At 70.7% G+C, this 15896-nt stretch carries 14 protein-coding genes and 1 tRNA gene; 5 read left to right on the top strand and 10 right to left on the bottom strand.

All coding sequences use genetic code 11. The features are described from left to right. Positions 1-172: 172 nt before the first annotated feature. Positions 173-1630: an ATP-binding SpoIIE family protein phosphatase gene (locus tag ACGFIB_RS09700; protein WP_357257392.1), complete on the bottom strand. Its 1458-nt coding sequence runs from the start codon at positions 1628-1630 to the stop codon at positions 173-175. A gap of 39 nt (positions 1631-1669) precedes the next feature. Continuing rightward, the gene (locus ACGFIB_RS09695) at positions 1670-2335 is read right to left on the bottom strand and encodes a class I SAM-dependent methyltransferase (protein WP_142573185.1); all 666 of its coding nucleotides are present in this window, start codon (positions 2333-2335) and stop codon (positions 1670-1672) included. A gap of 418 nt (positions 2336-2753) precedes the next feature. Between ACGFIB_RS09695 and ACGFIB_RS09690 the strand changes: the two genes are divergently transcribed. Then, positions 2754-3908, top strand: a complete 1155-nt coding sequence (locus tag ACGFIB_RS09690; protein ID WP_393371440.1) for a low temperature requirement protein A — start codon at positions 2754-2756, stop codon at positions 3906-3908. On the opposite strand, the gene ACGFIB_RS09685 is transcribed toward ACGFIB_RS09690, so the two are convergent. Then, a complete protein-coding gene (locus ACGFIB_RS09685; RefSeq protein ID WP_393370139.1) occupies positions 3905-4468 on the bottom strand; it encodes a helix-turn-helix domain-containing protein in 564 nt (187 codons plus the stop codon). The genes ACGFIB_RS09690 and ACGFIB_RS09685 overlap by 4 nt on opposite strands. 67 nt (positions 4469-4535) lie before the next feature. On the opposite strand from ACGFIB_RS09685, the gene ACGFIB_RS09680 reads away from it, so the two are divergent. Both ACGFIB_RS09680 and ACGFIB_RS09675 read left to right on the top strand, forming a co-directional pair. Then, positions 4536-5246: an AzlC family ABC transporter permease gene (locus tag ACGFIB_RS09680; RefSeq protein WP_357245717.1), complete on the top strand. Its 711-nt coding sequence runs from the start codon at positions 4536-4538 to the stop codon at positions 5244-5246. Then, entirely contained in the window at positions 5246-5554 is a 309-nt protein-coding gene (locus ACGFIB_RS09675) for an AzlD domain-containing protein (RefSeq protein ID WP_393370135.1), read from the top strand. Before ACGFIB_RS09680 ends, ACGFIB_RS09675 begins: the two co-directional genes overlap by 1 nt. Before the next feature lie 89 nt (positions 5555-5643). Here the strand turns inward: ACGFIB_RS09675 and ACGFIB_RS09670 are convergent. Next, positions 5644-5716 (bottom strand) — tRNA-Ala (locus ACGFIB_RS09670). Positions 5717-5808: 92 nt separating this feature from the next. Here ACGFIB_RS09670 and ACGFIB_RS09665 point away from each other — a divergent pair. Next, positions 5809-6723, top strand: a complete 915-nt coding sequence (locus ACGFIB_RS09665) for an RNA polymerase sigma-70 factor (RefSeq protein ID WP_357245711.1) — start codon at positions 5809-5811, stop codon at positions 6721-6723. Next, on the top strand, positions 6720-7883 hold the full coding sequence (locus ACGFIB_RS09660) for an NAD(P)-binding protein (RefSeq protein ID WP_393370132.1): 1164 nt from the start codon (positions 6720-6722) through the stop codon (positions 7881-7883). Before ACGFIB_RS09665 ends, ACGFIB_RS09660 begins: the two co-directional genes overlap by 4 nt. 94 nt (positions 7884-7977) lie before the next feature. Here ACGFIB_RS09660 and araA read toward each other — a convergent pair whose 3' ends face one another. The 6 genes from araA to chvE all read right to left on the bottom strand — a co-directional run bounded on the left by araA (position 7978) and on the right by chvE (position 15831). Further along, positions 7978-9459, bottom strand: coding sequence for an L-arabinose isomerase (araA, locus tag ACGFIB_RS09655; RefSeq protein ID WP_357245706.1), 1482 nt, complete (start codon positions 9457-9459; stop codon positions 7978-7980). Continuing rightward, on the bottom strand, positions 9456-10115 hold the full coding sequence (locus ACGFIB_RS09650; RefSeq protein ID WP_142573189.1) for an L-ribulose-5-phosphate 4-epimerase: 660 nt from the start codon (positions 10113-10115) through the stop codon (positions 9456-9458). The genes araA and ACGFIB_RS09650 overlap by 4 nt, the downstream gene beginning before the upstream one ends. Then, entirely contained in the window at positions 10112-11794 is a 1683-nt protein-coding gene (gene araB / locus ACGFIB_RS09645) for a ribulokinase (RefSeq protein ID WP_357257403.1), read from the bottom strand. Before araB ends, ACGFIB_RS09650 begins: the two co-directional genes overlap by 4 nt. Positions 11795-11867: 73 nt before the next feature. Next, the gene (gene mmsB, locus ACGFIB_RS09640) at positions 11868-13127 is read right to left on the bottom strand and encodes a multiple monosaccharide ABC transporter permease (RefSeq protein WP_357245703.1); all 1260 of its coding nucleotides are present in this window, start codon (positions 13125-13127) and stop codon (positions 11868-11870) included. A gap of 5 nt (positions 13128-13132) precedes the next feature. Continuing rightward, positions 13133-14662, bottom strand: coding sequence for a multiple monosaccharide ABC transporter ATP-binding protein (gene mmsA, locus ACGFIB_RS09635; RefSeq protein WP_393370127.1), 1530 nt, complete (start codon positions 14660-14662; stop codon positions 13133-13135). Between the two features lie 50 nt (positions 14663-14712). Further along, entirely contained in the window at positions 14713-15831 is a 1119-nt protein-coding gene (gene chvE / locus ACGFIB_RS09630; protein WP_357245699.1) for a multiple monosaccharide ABC transporter substrate-binding protein, read from the bottom strand. Between the last annotated feature and the right edge of the window lie 65 nt (positions 15832-15896).

Below are 15896 nucleotides of genomic sequence, written 5' to 3'. Positions count from 1 at the left end.
GTGTATAGGACTTCCGCGGTGTGGGTGTAACCGAGAAGACCTCGGCAGGCGCAGGCGGCTCCCGCGGGCGCGGCGAGCGGTTCGGCCCGCCCGGCGCGCGCCCCCGGAGGGCTCCACGACCGCGAAGCCCACGACGTACGTCGCCGCCGGCGCGCCGCACGGCGTTCCGGTGTCAGGTCGCGTCCGGCGGATCGGTGATCGCCAGCGAGAACCAGACGGTCTTGCCTCCGGCCACCCGGCTGGTCCCCCAGTGCTCCGCGAGCTGGCTGACGAGGTACAGCCCCCTGCCGTCCTCGTCGAGCGGGCCGGGCTCGCGCACCACCGGGAGCCGGTGGTCGTCGTCGCTGACCTCGCACAGCAGGTGGTCGGTGCGCAGCAGCCTGATGGTGATAGGCCGCTGGGTGTGCTGCACGGCGTTGGTGACGAGCTCCCCGGCGAGCAGCTCGGCCGCCGGGATCATGGGCGTGAGGCCCCACGAGCCGAGCGTCCGCCGGACCAGGCCGCGTACGCGCGACGGCGCCGTCGGCTGAGGCTCCAGCAGCCACTGGGCGACGTGTCCGCTGGGGATGCCGCGGAACCGGATGGCCAGCACGGTGACGTCGTCGGTCCTCTCGACGGACAGCACCTCGTCGCTCAGCGCCTCGATCGAGGTGCCGTCGGCGAGCTTGCGGCGCAGCGACTCCACGCTCAGCCCGATGTCCTGTCCGCGCTCCTCCACGAGGCCGTCGGTGTAGAGGACGAGCATGCTGCCGTCCTCCGCCGCGATCTCCATCGTCTCGAACGGCGTACGGCCCAGCCCGATCGGCGGGCACCGGGGCGGCGACAGCACCTCCGCCTTGCCGTCCGCTCCGAGCAGGATCGGCGGCAGGTGCCCGGCGCTCGCGATCGTGCACCTGCGCAGCACCGGGTCGTACACGCAGTAGACGCAGGTGGTAAGCGTCTGCGCGGCAAGCCGCTGCGCCATCTCGTCGAGCGAGTGGAGCACCTGCTCGGCCGGCAGGTCGAGCGAGGCCAGGGTCTGCACGGCCGTGCGGAGCTGGCCCATCACCGCGGCGGCGGCCAGCCCGTGTCCCATCACGTCGCCGACGACCAGGGCCACCCTGCTGCCCGGCAGCGGGATGACGTCGTACCAGTCGCCGCCCACCCGGTCGGCCATGGGCTTGTAGCGGTAGGCGATCTCCAGCCCCGGCAGGTCGGGCGGGTCGCCCGGCCGCATCCCGCGCTGAAGGGTCTCCAGGGTCTCGTTGTGCCGGCGGTCCCGCCGCCCGTGATGGATCGTGAGCGCGGCGGGCACGGCGAGCTGTTCCGCGGCGAGCACGTGCGCCTTCCCGAAGGGCGGCCGACGGGCGTCGCGCGCCAGCAGCGCGCAGCCGACGGGCGTGCCGTACGCCCTGAGAGGCACGGCGAGCAGGTGCCCGTCGAGCAGGGTCGCCTCACCGATCCCGTCGTCGGCCCAGCGCGGCGGCAGCCGCCCATCGGGATCGACCCGATGCCAGGCGGCGCCGTCCACATAGACCGCGGCGGCGTCGGCCAGCTTCGGCACCACCGCCTCACACAGGACCCTCGTCGCCTCCTCCGGGCCACGGCTCTCGCCCATGGCCCGGACGACCCCGCTGACGTGACTCAGCACAGAGAACGGTTCCCCGTCTCGCGACACGGGTGCGGCCGCTCAGACTCGGTCACGCCGGCAGTTGACGAAGAGCTGGATTTCCGGCGGCGCCTGCGTGGTCGCCGGAGCGTACGAAAGGTGGTTCTCCGACAACACGCTGAAACCGGCGGCTTCGATGACCTCGCGCAACTCGTCACGCAGATATCCGGTCACCCGCACCGGAGCGCCGAGAAACTGGAAGGGCACGTCGTCGAGGTCGATTTCCACCATGCTCAGTGAGAACAGGCCGCCGGGGGCGAGCACGGCGTGGATCGCGCGCAGCGCCTGCTCGATCTCGGCCCGCGGCAGCATGAGCAGACTGAAGAAGGCCGTCACGGCGTCGAACGCGCCGAGCGAGCCGTCGAGGTCGAGCACGTCGCGTTCGACGAACGTCCCGGTCGGCACGTTTTTACGCGCCAAGTCCAGCATGACCGGGGAGATGTCGATGCCGGTCACCTCGCAGCCCGCCTCGGCGAACTGCTGTGCCGTGGGCGAGCCCGTGCCGCAGCCGACGTCGAGGACGCGCGCCCCCGGCTTGAGCTGCTTGATCATCCACTCACCGGCGGCCACCTGGCCTTCCTTGTGCGGAAACGCCTCGTCGTACCGGCCGCCGATGCGATTGAACGCCTCGGCCTGGATGGCCCGGTACTCCTGACGCGGATTGTCCGGTCCTGATTCGATTGTCATGGTCGCCGCCGTTGGTGATCAGCCGTCTTTTGCCTCCTTCTAGATAGGGGACCACACCCGGACAAGTCAAGCCATTGCGTGGCTAAATAGGCATTTCGGCCAACAATTGTGTCAAAGATCGTTGTCAACTCATGGCCGGCACACCGATATGCCAGAGATGATCGACGAGGGCCGTGAGGCCGTACGCCCGCCGATGAACAGAACCAGCCGGCCCCGGCGGCGGAGAGTTTCGGACACACTGCGCACTGGCCTGAGCTCCGTTTTTTGGGCCACGGGGGCGACCGAGCGCTCGATGTGGCGGCGGGTCGGCCGCTCCGCCGGGCTCTCATTCGCCCGAACGCATGCCAGCAGATCCCGGTATATCAAAATATCTCCTTCCATTTCGGAGGAAAGATCCCTAGCGTGGGCCGCCGTGACGATGCACACGGGCACGCTCCGCCCGCGCGGCGGAGAGCAGCGGGTCACGTTCACCGAGCTGTTCTTCGACCTCGTGTACGTGTTCGCGATCACTCAGCTCTCCCATCTGCTGCTCGGCCACCTGTCGGGGCGGGGCGCGGCGCAGACCCTGTTGCTGCTGCTCGCCGTCTGGTGGGCCTGGATCTACACCGCCTGGCATACGAACTGGTTCGACCCCGACCGCCCTTCGGTGCGGATCGTGCTGGTCGCCGTCATGCTCGCGAGCCTGGTCATGTCGGCGGCCCTCCCCCGGGCCTTCGGCGAGCACGGCCTGATGTTCGCCGGGGCGTACGTGGCCGTCCAGGTCGTCCGTACGGCGTGCTCGGTGGCCGCCGCGCCTCGGGGTCCGCTGCGGCGCAACCTGACGCGCGTGCTCGCCTGGGCGGTGCTGTCGGGGGTGTTCTGGATCGCAGGGGGCCTCGCGCACGGTCTGTCCAGGGAACTGCTCTGGGCGGCGGCGGTGGGGGCCGACCTGCTGGTCCCCTGGGTCGGGTTCGTCACCCCGGGCCTCGGCAGGTCGGCGACGACGGACTGGTCGATCGACGGCGCCCACCTGGCCGAGCGCTGCCAGCTCTTCCTGATCATCGCCTTCGGCGAGTCGATCCTGGTCACCGGGGCGACCTTCGCCGCGCATCCGTCGCCCGTGGCCGGCGCGGCCCTGCTCACCGCGTTCGGCGCGAGCGTCGGCCTGTGGTGGACCTACTTCGGCAGCAGCGCCGAGGCGGGCAGCCGGGTGATCGCCGCGGCGGACGACCCGGGCCGGCTCGCCCGTTCGGCCTACACCTTCCTCCACCTGCCGATGGTCGCGGGCGTCGTCGTGTCGGCGGTGGCCGACGAACTCGTGATCCACCACCCGGGCGGGCACACCGCGCCCGGGACGGCGATCGCCGTGCTGGGCGGCCCCGCGCTCTTCCTCACCGGGCACGCGCTGTTCAAGCGGGCCGTCTGGGGGCGCGTCCCGAGGTCGCATCTGGCGGGGGTGCTCGTCCTCGCCGCCCTCGGGGCCCTCACGCCGCTGGTGCCGCCCCTGGCGCTCGCGGCCTGCGCCACCGCGACCGTGGCGGGCGTCGCCGCCCACGCGACCGTCGCCCGCCGCGGGGAGCCGCGGGCGCGCTAAATGTGCTCCATGACGATGACCGCGGTCGTGTCGGGCTCCAGGGCCTCGAAGACGTGGGGGACGTCGCCGGGGTAGGCGACGTAGTCGCCCGGCCCGAGCTCGACCGGCTCCTGCGCGGGCCCGGCCAGCGCGCGTCCCGCGCCGATCAGGAGGTGCTCGATGGTGCCGGCCATGTGCGGGTCGGACGTGCGCGGCGGGCCCAGCTGGGCCGAGATCCGGTACAGGTCGCGCCGCGCGTGCGGCGGGCACGACGCCAGCAGGGTGGCCGCGTAACTGGCCTGCTCGGAGTAGGTCGCGGGCCCCTCCCCGGCCCGGATCACCCGTACGGCCGGCCGGGGTGGGTCCACGAGGCGGCTGAACGGCACGCCGAGCGCGACCCCGAGCGCCCACAGCGTCTCCACGCTCGGGTTGCCGGCGCCCGACTCCAGCTGGGAGAGCGTGGACTTGGCGATGCCCGCGCGCTTGGCCAGTTCGGTCAGCGACAGGCCGGCACGCTCGCGCTCCCTGCGGATCGACGCGGCGATGAGCGTGATCAGGTCGAAGGACGGCCTCTCAGCCACGCGTTCGCTCCACACGTCCGTTTGTTCGACTTGACGAACACCATCGTCGTTGTTCACTCTACTGGACATGCATTCGCTTTGGCGAACACTCGATCGCGGCACCCTCCGCGACATCGCCCTGGTGTGCCTCGCCGACGCCATGGTGGGCGCAGCGTTCGGCGCGATCGCCGTGTCCGGCGGCCTGCCCCTGTGGGTGCCGGTCGTCATGTCCCTGCTGGTGTTCGCCGGAGGAGCGCAGTTCGCCGCGGTCGGCGTGGTGCTGTCCGGCGGCGCCCCGATCGCCGCCGTCGCCGCCGGTCTGGTGCTGAACGCGCGCCTGCTGCCGTTCGGCTTCGCGATCGGCGACGTCCTCGGCGGCCGGTGGTGGACACGCCTCACCGGCGCGCACCTCATGACGGACGAGGCGGTGGCCTTCGTGCTGCGCGACGGCGATCCCCGCCGACGGCACGCCGCGTTCTGGGCCTGCGGGCTCGGCCTGTTCGCGAGCTGGAACGCGGGCGTCGTGCTCGGCGCGCTGGCCGGGCGCGGCATCGGCGACACCGCCGCCCTGGGGCTCGATGCGGCCTTCCCCGCGGTGCTGCTCGCCCTCGTGCTGCCCTCGCTCGCCGAACGGAACGTCCGGACCGCCGCACTGCGCCGGGCCTGCGCGTCAGGCGCGGCCGTCGCGGTGGCGGCCACGCCGTTCCTGCCCGCAGGCCTGCCGGTGCTGCTCGCCCTGACCGGCCTGGTGCTCGCCATGCGCGCACCGGCGCCGCCGCCCGACCGGGAGGTCCCCTGATGCCCCTGCTCGCCGTCGTCGCGCTCGCCGCCGGCACCTACGCGTTCCGCCTGGCCGGGCCGGTGCTGCGTCACCGGCTCCGGCTGCCCGGCCGCCTGCGCCACCTGCTGTCCCTCGCCGCGACCGTGCTGCTCATCGCCCTGGTGGCCACCTCGGCCCTCACCGAGGGGCACGGCTTCGCCGGATGGGCCAGGCCCGCCGGAGTGCTCATCGCCGGGATCCTCACGCTGCGGAAAGCGCCGTTCCCCCTGATCGTCGTCCTGGCCGCCGCCACCACGGCGGTCCTCCGCCTCCTCGGCGTGCCCTGACGGACGAGCGCGATCGCATCAGAACAGCTCTATGAACGTGTGCGGCCGACGACAAAAGGGCGGTCGATCGACCGCCCTTGAGGTGTTTGTGGAGCTATGGGGATTCGAACCCCAGACCCCTTCCATGCCATGGAAGTGCGCTACCAGCTGCGCTATAGCCCCTTGCGACGCAGTCAGTGTATAGGAGTCCGCGCGGGGACGGTAACCGGACGAGCCGATGTCACACAAGGCGGGCATGATACGTCTGACGTGACATGACCATCGAAGTCTTCACCGAGCACCGGAGCCTGCTCGTCGGGGTGGCCTACCGCGTCCTCGGCAGCGCCGCGGACGCGGAGGACGTGGTCCAGGAGGCGTGGCTGCGCTGGGCGGAGGTGGACGCAGCGTCGGTGGCCGACCCGAAGGCCTACCTCGTACGCGTCACCACCAACCTCGCCATCGACCGGCTGCGCCGGGTGCGGGCCAGGCGGGAGGCGTACGTCGGGCCCTGGCTGCCCGAGCCGGTCGTCACCGCGCCGGACTCCGCGGAGCCCGCGGAACGCGCCGACAGCGTCGAACTGGCCCTCCTCGTCGTGCTCGAGACGCTGTCCCCGCTGGAACGGGCCGTGTTCGTCCTGCGGGAGGCGTTCGGCTTCTCCCATGCGGAGATCGCCGAGATCCTCGGCCGGGGCGAGCCTGCCGTACGGCAACTCGCCAGGCGCGCCCGCGACCACGTGCGCGAGCGCAGGCCGCGCTTCGACGTGGACCGGCGCGAGCGGCGCACGATCACCGAGCGCTTCGTCGCGGCCTGCGCTGAAGGGGACATCGAGGCCCTGACGGCGCTGCTCGCCGCGGACGTCCGCATGGTGGGCGACGGCGGCGGCAAGGTCAGGGCGCCGCTGCGAGAGCTGGCCGGCGTCGCATCGGTCGCCCGCTTCCTCCTCGCGATCGCGAGCCCGGAGGGCCGCCGGCGCTTCCTGGACTCCTTGGGCGCTCCCCCTGGCGGGGAGATGGACTTGGAGATCGCGGAAGTCAACGGCGGGCCCGCGATCGTCGCCCGCCTGGAGGGCCGTCCCGTCACGGTCATCTCACTGATGATCAGCGACGGCCTGATCCATACCGTCTACCTCATCGCCAACCCGGACAAGATGTCACGAATGGCGGGCCCGAACGCGTCCGGGAGTGCATGAGAGAAACCATCACGATCGTGGGCGGCGGGCTTGCCGGGCTGACCGCCGCCATCGCCTGTGCCGAGGGCGGCGCGGCCGTCGTCCTGCACGAGGCGCACCACACCCTCGGCGGGCGCGCCCGCTCCGCCGCTACGCCGTACGTCGCCAACGACGGCACCCACGTCTTCTACGCCGACGGCCGGCCCTGGCGCTGGCTGGACGAGCGGGGACTCGTCCGGCCCTGCGCTCTGCCGCGGCCGGGGCACCTGGCGCGGGCGCGGTTCCGCCGGGACGGGAGGCTGACCGGGCGGCCCACGGCCGGGCTGCTGCGGATGATCGCCCGGCGTGGCCTGCGGGCACCGGTGGACGAGGACTTCGGCTCCTGGGCCACCCGCCGATTCGGCGCCGAGGCCGCACGGGCCGCCGCCGGGTTGCTGGGAGTCGTCACCTACGACGCCGACCCCGGCCGGCTGTCGGCGGCCTTCGCCTGGGAGCGGCTCCTGCGTGTCACCGCTCCGCGCTACCCGGCCGTCCGCTATGTGGTCGGCGGCTGGGGACGGGTGATCGACCGGATGGCCGCGCGGGCGCGCGACCTCGGCGTACGCATCGAGACCGGGTCGCGAGCGGACCGGCTGCCGGAGGGACCGGTGATCGTCGCCACCTCCCTCGACGCCGCCCGCGGCCTGCTGGGCGACGACTCGCTGCGCGGGGAGAGCGACCGGGCGGTCCTGCTCGACCTCGCGGTACGCGCCGACCCGGGGGACCTGTTCCTCGTCAGCGACCTGGACGAGGGCGGCTTCCTGGAGAACTACTCGCTGCCCGACCCGTCGCTGGCCCCACCCGGGGAAAGCCTCGTCCAGTTGGAGATGCCCATGCGTCCCGGCGAGCCGAAAGCCGTCGCGCTCGGGCGGCTGGAGCGGATCGCCGACCTCGCCCTCCCGGGCTGGCGCGAGCGGGTGACCTGGCGCCGCGACGCCGTGGCCGCCGGGCGCAGCGGCGCGCTCGACCTGCCCGGCAGGATGTGGCGCGACCGGCCGGCGGTCCAGCGCGGCGACGGCGTCTGGCTGACCGGCGACCAGGTGGCGGCGCCCGGCCTGCTCTCCGAGGTGTCGATCAACAGCGCACTCGCGGCGGCACGGGCCGTCCTCGCCTCCCGATCGCCGTCCCGGCGGGCGGCCTGACGCGCAGCGTCCGACACACGAACGGGCCCTTTCCCCGAGGGGAAGGGCCCGAGTGTGAGGGCGGCCAGGCCGCCCTCCCCTCACTTCTTTCGGGTCAGAACCCCTGCGCGAGCCGGTAGTAGGCCTGGTTCCAGCGCAGTTCCTTGGTGAACTGGCGCGAGGTGGTCGCCTCGTCGATGACGAGCAGCTCGACGCCGAGCATGTCGGCGAAGTCGGTCAGCTCCTCGGACCCGACGGCCGAGGAGAGCACCGTGTGGTGCGGGGCCCCCGCCGTGATCCACGACTCGGTGGAGGTGCGCATGTCGGGCCGGGGCTTCCACACCGCACGGGCGACCGGCAGGGCGGGCAGCGGCTCGGGCGGGGCGACCACGTCGATCTCGTTGGCCACCAGCCGGAACCGCTCGCCCATGTCGGACAGGCCCACCACGACGGCGGGGCCGGGGGCGGCGTCGAACACGAGCCGCACCGGGTCCTCCCGGCCGCCGATGCTCAGCGGGTGGATCTCGCACGCGGGGGTGTCCGCGGCGATCGTCGGGCAGACCTCCAGCATGTGCGCGCCGAGGATGAGCTCCTCACCCGGGGTGAGGTGGTAGGTGTAGTCCTCCATGAACGAGGTGCCGCCGGGCAGGCCCTCCGACATGACCTTGAGCGTGCGCAGCAGCACCGAGGTCTTCCAGTCGCCCTCGCCGCCGAAGCCGTAGCCGTCGCCCATGAGCCGCTGCACGGCCAGGCCGGGAAGCTGGCGCAGCCCGCCCAGGTCCTCGAAGTTCGTGGTGAACGCCTTGAAGCCGCCGCCCTCCAGGAAGTGCCGCAGGCCCAGCTCGATGCGGGCCGCGTAACGCAGCGAATCGTGCCGCTCCCCGCCCGCGCGCAGCTCCGGGGCCATCCGGTAGAGGTCCTCGTACTCCTTGACGAGGGCGGACACGTCGGTGTCCGCGGCGGCGTCCACGGCCTCGGCCAGCTCGTTGACGCCGTAGGTGTTCACCGACACCCCGAACCGCAGCTGCGCCTCGACCTTGTCGCCCTCGGTCACGGCGACGTCGCGCATGTTGTCGCCGAAGCGGGCCAGGCGCAGCGAGCCGACCTCGGCCCGGCCGGCCGCGGCGCGGGCCCAGGTGGCGATCCGCGCCGCCACCGCCGGGTCGCTCACGTGGCCCGCGACGGTCTTGCGCGGCACGCCGAGGCGCGTCTGGATGTAGCCGAACTCACGGTCGCCGTGGGCGGCCTGGTTGAGGTTCATGAAGTCCATGTCGATGGAGCTCCACGGCAGTTCCACGTTGGCCTGCGTGTGCAGGTGCAGCAGCGGCTTGCGCAACGCGTCCAGACCGGCGATCCACATCTTGGCCGGGGAGAACGTGTGCATCCACGCGATCAGGCCGATGCAGTCGTCGTCACCGTTGGCCTCAAGGCACACCCGGCGGATGGCCGCCGCGTCGGTGAGCACCGGCCGCCACTCGAGCTCGAACGGCAGCGCCTCGCCCAACTGCTCGGCGATGCGCTGGGACTGCTCGGCCACCTGCCGCAGCGTGTCCTCGCCGTACAGACCCTGGCTACCGGTCAGGAACCAAAGCTTCACAGGTGACTCCTCTGTCCATAGACGTTCTGATACCGGTCGTACAAGCGGTCGATGTCGCCCTGCGCGATCGGCAGGGGCTCACCGAGCTGCCGGGAGACATGCACGGTGCGGGCGACGTCCTCGCACATGACGGCGGCCTTGACGGCCGCCTTCGGCGAGTCGCCGATGGTGAACACCCCGTGGTTCTGCATCAGCACGGCGGGCGAACGGTGGCCGGACAGGGTCGCGACGATCCCCTTGCCGATGTCGTCGTTGCCGATGAGCGCGAACGGCCCGAGGGGGATCTCACCGCCGAACTCGTCGGCCATCGCGGTGAGCACGCACGGGATCGCCTCGCCGCGGGCCGCCCACGCCGAGGCGTACGTGGAGTGGGTGTGGACCACGCCGTTGACCTCCGGCATGTGCCGGTAGACGTAGGCGTGCGCCGCCGTGTCGCTGGACGGAGACAGGTCTCCCTCGACCAGGTTGCCGTCGAGGTCGCAGACCACGATCGACTCGGGAGTCAGGTCGTCGTAGGACACCCCGCTGGGCTTGATGACGAACAGGTCCTCGCCCGGCACCCTGCCCGACACGTTGCCGGCCGTCCAGACGACCAGGTTGTATCGCACCAGTTCGGCGTGGAGCCGGCAGACTTCCCTGCGAAGTTCATCGATCATGCACTGGCCTCGTTCCTGATAGCGCGCAGCCGGTGGAGCATCCCGCCGTCCGCGAAGTGGTCGTGCAACCTGCGGTACTCCGCGTACAGCCGGTCGTAGGCGTCGGCGCGCCCGGCGTCGGGCGCGTAGACGGCGGCTTGGCGCTTGCCCATGTCGGCCGCGGCCGCGGCGATGTCGGGGTAGGCGCCCGCGGCGACCGCCGCGTGGATCGCCGAGCCGAGGGCCGGCCCCTGGTCGGAGCCGATCACCGACAGCGGGCGGCGCAGCACGTCGGCGTACGTCTGCATGAGGAAGCCGTTCTTGAGCAGGCCGCCGGCGACCACGAACTCCTCCACCGGGACCCCGGCCGCCTCGAACGTCTCCACGATCGTCCTGGCGCCGAACGCGGTGGCCTCGATGAGCGCCCGGTAGACGTCCTCGGGCCGGGTCGCGAGCGTCTGGCCGACGACGACGCCGGAGAGGGTGTGGTCGACCAGGACCGAGCGGTTGCCGCCGTGCCAGTCGAGGGCGACCAGCCCGTGCTGCCCGACCTTCTGCTCGGCGGCGAGGGAGGTGAGGTACTCGTGCAGCCCGAGCCCCTCCTCGGCGGCCCGGTCCGCGTACGACGCGGGCACGCAGTTGTCCACGAACCAGCCGAAGATGTCGCCGACGGCCGACTGGCCCGCCTCGTAGCCCCACAGTCCGGGGACGATGCCGTCGCGCACCACGCCGCACATGCCGGGAACCTCGGCGAGCTGGTCGGAGCACATGACGTGGCAGGTGGAGGTGCCCATAATGGCGACCATCTGGCCGGGCCGCACGGCGTCGGCCGCCGCGGCGGTGACGTGGGCGTCGACGTTGCCGACCGCCACCGCGATCCCCTCGGGCAGTCCCGTCCACTCGGCGGCGAGCGCGGTCAGGCGGCCGGCGAGGCCGCCGAGCGGAGCGAGCTCCTGGCCGAGCTTGCGGGTGAAGCCGGAGAAGGCGGGATTGAGCGCGGCCAGGAAGTCCTCGGACGGATAGGCGCCGTCCTGGTGGACGGCCTTGTACCCGGCGGTGCAGACGTTGCGGGTCTCCACTCCGGTGAGCTGCCAGATGATCCAGTCCGCGGCCTCGATCCAGCGGTCGGCCCGGTCGTACATCTCCGGGTCCTCCTCCAGCAGCTGCAGGCCCTTGGCGAAGGCCCACTCGGAGGAGATCTTGCCGCCGTACCGGGGCAGCCACGCCTCGCCGCGCTCGGCGGCCAGCGCGTTGATGCGGTCGGCGTGCGACTGGGCCGCGTGGTGCTTCCACAGCTTCGGCCAGGCGTGCGGCCGCTCGGGAAACTCCTCGCACAACGGGTGGCCGTCGGCGGTGGCGGGCAGGATGGTGCAGGCTGTGAAGTCCGTGCCGATGCCGATCACCTGCTCGGCCGGGACCTGCGCGGCGGCCAGCGCCTTGGGCACCGCGTGCCGCAACACGTCGATCCAGTCCGCGGGCGACTGCAGAGCCCAGTCCGGCCCGAGGCGGACGCCGGAGCCCGGCAACGCCTCCTCGATCACGCGGTGGGCGTACTCGTGCACGGCGCTGCCCAGCTCCGCGCCATCGCTCACCCGCACGACCACGGCGCGGCCGGACAACGTGCCGTAATCCACACCGACCACATAACGATCACTGTCAACGTTCAACACACAACCTCCAGAGGCTCTTGCGCCGGCCATGCCCGGAGCGGGGACCACCGGCCGGCGATGCGGCCGGTGGTCCGAAACCGGTTTCTATCGATGTCCACGGCCATCAGCGCGAGGTGCCGGCCCTGCGCTTGGTCCACACGTCGAACGCCACCGCGGCGAGCAACACGGCGCCCTTGACGAGCATGACCCGCTCGCTCGGCGAGCCGATCAGCGACATGCCGTTGTTGATCACTGCCATGATCAGACCACCGGTGATCGCGCCGACCACCTTGCCCACGCCACCCTGCACGGCCGCGCCGCCGATGAAGGCCGCGGCGATCGCGTCCAGCTCGAAGCTGTTGCCCGCGGTGGGGCCCGCCTGGTTGAGCCGACCGGCGAAGATGACACCGGCGATGGCCGACAGCACGCCCATGTTGACGAAGATCCAGAAGACCACCGACTTGACCTTCACGCCGGACATGACGGCCGCCTGCAGGTTGCCGCCGATGGCGTAGATCTGCCGGCCGAACACCGTGCGGTTCGCCATCAGCGAGTACGCCAGCACGAGCACCGCCAGCAGCACGAGCACCCACGGCAGGTTCTTGAAGCGGGCGAGCTGAACGACGAGGAAGAGGATCAGCGCGGCTCCTGCCGCGATCTTCAGCACGAACAGCGCCAGGGGGTCGACCGCCTGGCCGTAGCCCTTGCGTGCGCTCCGGGAGCGCCACTGCGCGAAGGCCATGCCGACGATCGCGATGACGCCGACCAGCAGGCTGAACAGGTCGGCGCCCCCCAGCGGGCCGAGGCCGACGTTGCCCAGCCAGCCGTTGGTGAAGCCGTTGGCCAGCGTGCGGACCTGGTCGGGGAACGGACCGATGCCCTGGTTGCCCAGGACGGTGAGGGTCAGCGCCCGGAACAGCAGCATGCCGGCCAGCGTGACGATGAAGGCGGGAATGCCGAAGTACGCGATCCAGTATCCCTGCCAGGCGCCGATCAGCGCCCCGGCCACGATCGTGATCAGCAGGGCCGCCGGCCAGGGCACGCCCATGTTCACCATGAGCACCGCGGCCAGCGCGCCGGTGACCGCGACCACCGAGCCGACCGACAGGTCGATGTGGCCCGCGATGATGACCAGGATCATCCCGATCGCGAGGATCAGGATGTAGGAATTCTGGACGATGATGTTCGAGATGTTCTGCGGCTGCAGCAGTGCGCCGTCGGTCAGCACCGAGAACAACACGATGATCAGTGCGAAGGCGATGTAGATGCCGCTGGAGCGCAGGTTGAGCGACAGCCCGCCGACCGACACCCGGCCCGGCCGCCCCGGCGCTCCCCCGCCGCCCTTGGCGCCGACCTCCACGTCGGCGGGTGTGATGCTGCTCATGCGAGCTACTCCTGTCCCTTGGTCATGAGATACATGAGGCGTTCCTGTGTAGCCTCCTCGCGCGGCACCTCTCCGGTGACGCGCCCCTCCGAGAGCGTGTAGATGCGGTCGCAGAGGCCGAGCAACTCGGGCAGCTCAGACGAGATCACCAGCACGGCCTTGCCCTGCTCCGCCAGACGGTTGATGATCACGTAGATCTCGTACTTGGCGCCGACGTCGATGCCCCGTGTCGGCTCGTCGAGGATCAACACGTCCGGCTCGGTCAGGATCCACTTGGAGAGCACGACCTTCTGCTGGTTGCCGCCGCTCAGCTTTCCGACGACGCTGTCCACACTGGGTGCCTTGATGTTCATGCTCCCGCGGAACTGCTGGGCGACGCGGTACTCCTCGTACTCGTTCACCCAGCCGCGCCTGGACAGGCCCTTGAGCCAGGCCGCGCTGATGTTGCGCTTGATGTCCTCGATGAGGTTGAGGCCGTATCTCTTGCGGTCCTCGGTGGCGTAGGCGACGCCGTGCCTGATCGCGTCCTGCACGGTGCGGAGCTCGATCTGCTTGCCGCCCTTGAAGACCCTGCCGGAGATGTGCACGCCGTACGTCCGCCCGAACACGCTCATCGCCAGTTCGGTGCGCCCGGCGCCCATCAGCCCGGCCAGGCCCACGATCTCACCACGCCGCAGCATGAGCGAGGCCCCGTCGACCACCTTCCTGCCGGGCTGGCTCGGGCTGTAGACCGTCCAGTCCTCGATGCGGAACGCCTCCTCGCCGATCGCCGGCGTGCGCGGCGGGAAGCGGTTGTCGAGGGCGCGGCCGACCATCCCGGAGATGATGCGGTCCTCGGTCACGCTGTCGGCGGCCATGTCCAGCGTCTCGATCGTGTGCCCGTCACGGAGGATCGTGACGGAGTCGGCGATCGCGATGACCTCGTTGAGCTTGTGCGAGATGATCACGCACGTGATGCCCTCGTCCCTGAGCCCGCGCAGCAGGTCGAGCAGGTGGGCCGAGTCCTCGTCGTTGAGCGCCGCGGTCGGCTCGTCGAGGATGAGGAGCTTGACCTCCTTCGACAGCGCCTTGGCGATCTCGACGAGTTGCTGCTTGCCCACGCCGATGTCGGAGACGGTCGTCGTGGGGTTCTCGCGCAGGCCGACCCGCTTCAGCAGCTCGCCGGCCTCGTAGTTGGTTCGGTTCCAGTCGATGATGCCGCGCCTGGCCCGCTCGTTGCCGAGGTAGATGTTCTCCGCGATCGACAGCTGCGGGCTGAGCGCGAGCTCCTGGTGGATGATGACGATGCCGGCGCGCTCGCTGTCGCGGATGCCGCCGAATTCGCAGCGATTGCCCTCGAAGACGATCTCGCCGTCGTACTGGCCGTGGGGATAGACCCCGGACAGCACCTTCATCAGCGTCGACTTGCCGGCGCCGTTCTCACCGCAGATCGCGTGGATCTCACCCCGCCGTACCGCCAGGTTGACGTCCTGCAGGGCCGTCACTCCGGGGAATGTCTTGGTGATCCCGCTCATTCGCAAGATGTGTTCGGTCATGTGCCCCCCGCTCAGGGAGGGCCCGGGGACTGCTCCCCGGGCCCCAATCCCTACTTGAGCTGGTCCTCGGTGTAGTAGCCGCTGCCGACGATGACGTCCTTGTAGTTGTCCTTGTCGACGACCACCGGGTCGAGCAGGTACGACGGGACGACCTTGTTGCCGTTGTCGTAGTCCTTCTCGTTGTTCACCTCGGGCTTCTGACCCTTCAGCACCGCGTCCGCCATCTTCACGGTCTGCTCCGCGAGCTTGCGGGTGTCCTTGAAGATGGTCGAGTACTGCTCACCGGCGACGATCGACTTGACCGACGCCAGCTCGGCGTCCTGGCCCGTCACGACCGGGTACGGCTGGCCGCTGGTGCCGTAGCCGGAGCTCTTGAGCGCCGACAGGATGCCGATGGACAGCCCGTCGTACGGCGAGAGCACACCGTCGACCTTGGCGTCACCGGTGTAGGTCTTGGTGAGGATGTCCTCCATGCGCTTCTGCGCCGTGGCGGGGTCCCACCGCAGGATGGCGGCCTGCTTGAAGTCGAGCTGGCCGCTCTTGACCTTCAGCGTGCCGTCGTCGATCTTCGGCTGGAGCACCGACATCGCGCCGTTCCAGAAGAAGGTGGCGTTGTTGTCGTCGGGCGAGCCGCCGAACAACTCGACGTTGAACGGGCCCTTCTTGCCGCCGTCGACGCCGAGACCCTTCAGCAGCGAGGTCGCCTGCTGCACGCCGACCTTGAAGTTGTCGAAGGTGGCGTAGTAGTCGACGTTCGGGCTGTTGCGGATGAGACGGTCATAGGCGATGACCGGGATCTTGTTGTCCGCGGCCTCCTGCAGCTGCGAGGTGAGCGCGGTGCCGTCGATCGAGGCGATGATCAGGAGCTTGGCGCCCTTGGTGATCTGGTTCTCGATCTGGTTGACCTGGGTGGGGATGTCGTTCTCGGCGTACTGGAGGTCCACCTTGTAGCCGAGGCTTTCAAGCTGCTGCTTGACGTTGTCGCCGTCGTGGATCCAGCGCTCCGACGACTTGGTGGGCATGGTGACGCCGACCAGGGCTCCGGCGTTGCCTGCCGCGGACGACGCGGACGTGTCGGCGTCCACCGTCTTCTGGCTGGAGCCGCAGGCCGTCATGGTCGCGGCGAGCGCGATGGCGGACACCGCGCCCCCGATTCTCAACAACCTCATGTGCATCTCCTTGGTGGGGGCTGGCCGCGCAACTGTGAGCGGCCGATCGAAGGGGTAAGGCTTTC

The sequence above is a fragment of the Microbispora bryophytorum genome, assembly GCF_043197435.1.
Taxonomy (GTDB): domain Bacteria; phylum Actinomycetota; class Actinomycetes; order Streptosporangiales; family Streptosporangiaceae; genus Microbispora; species Microbispora bryophytorum.
Note: the sequence above shows the minus strand (reverse complement) of the source record. Positions and strands in the feature narration are given on the sequence as shown.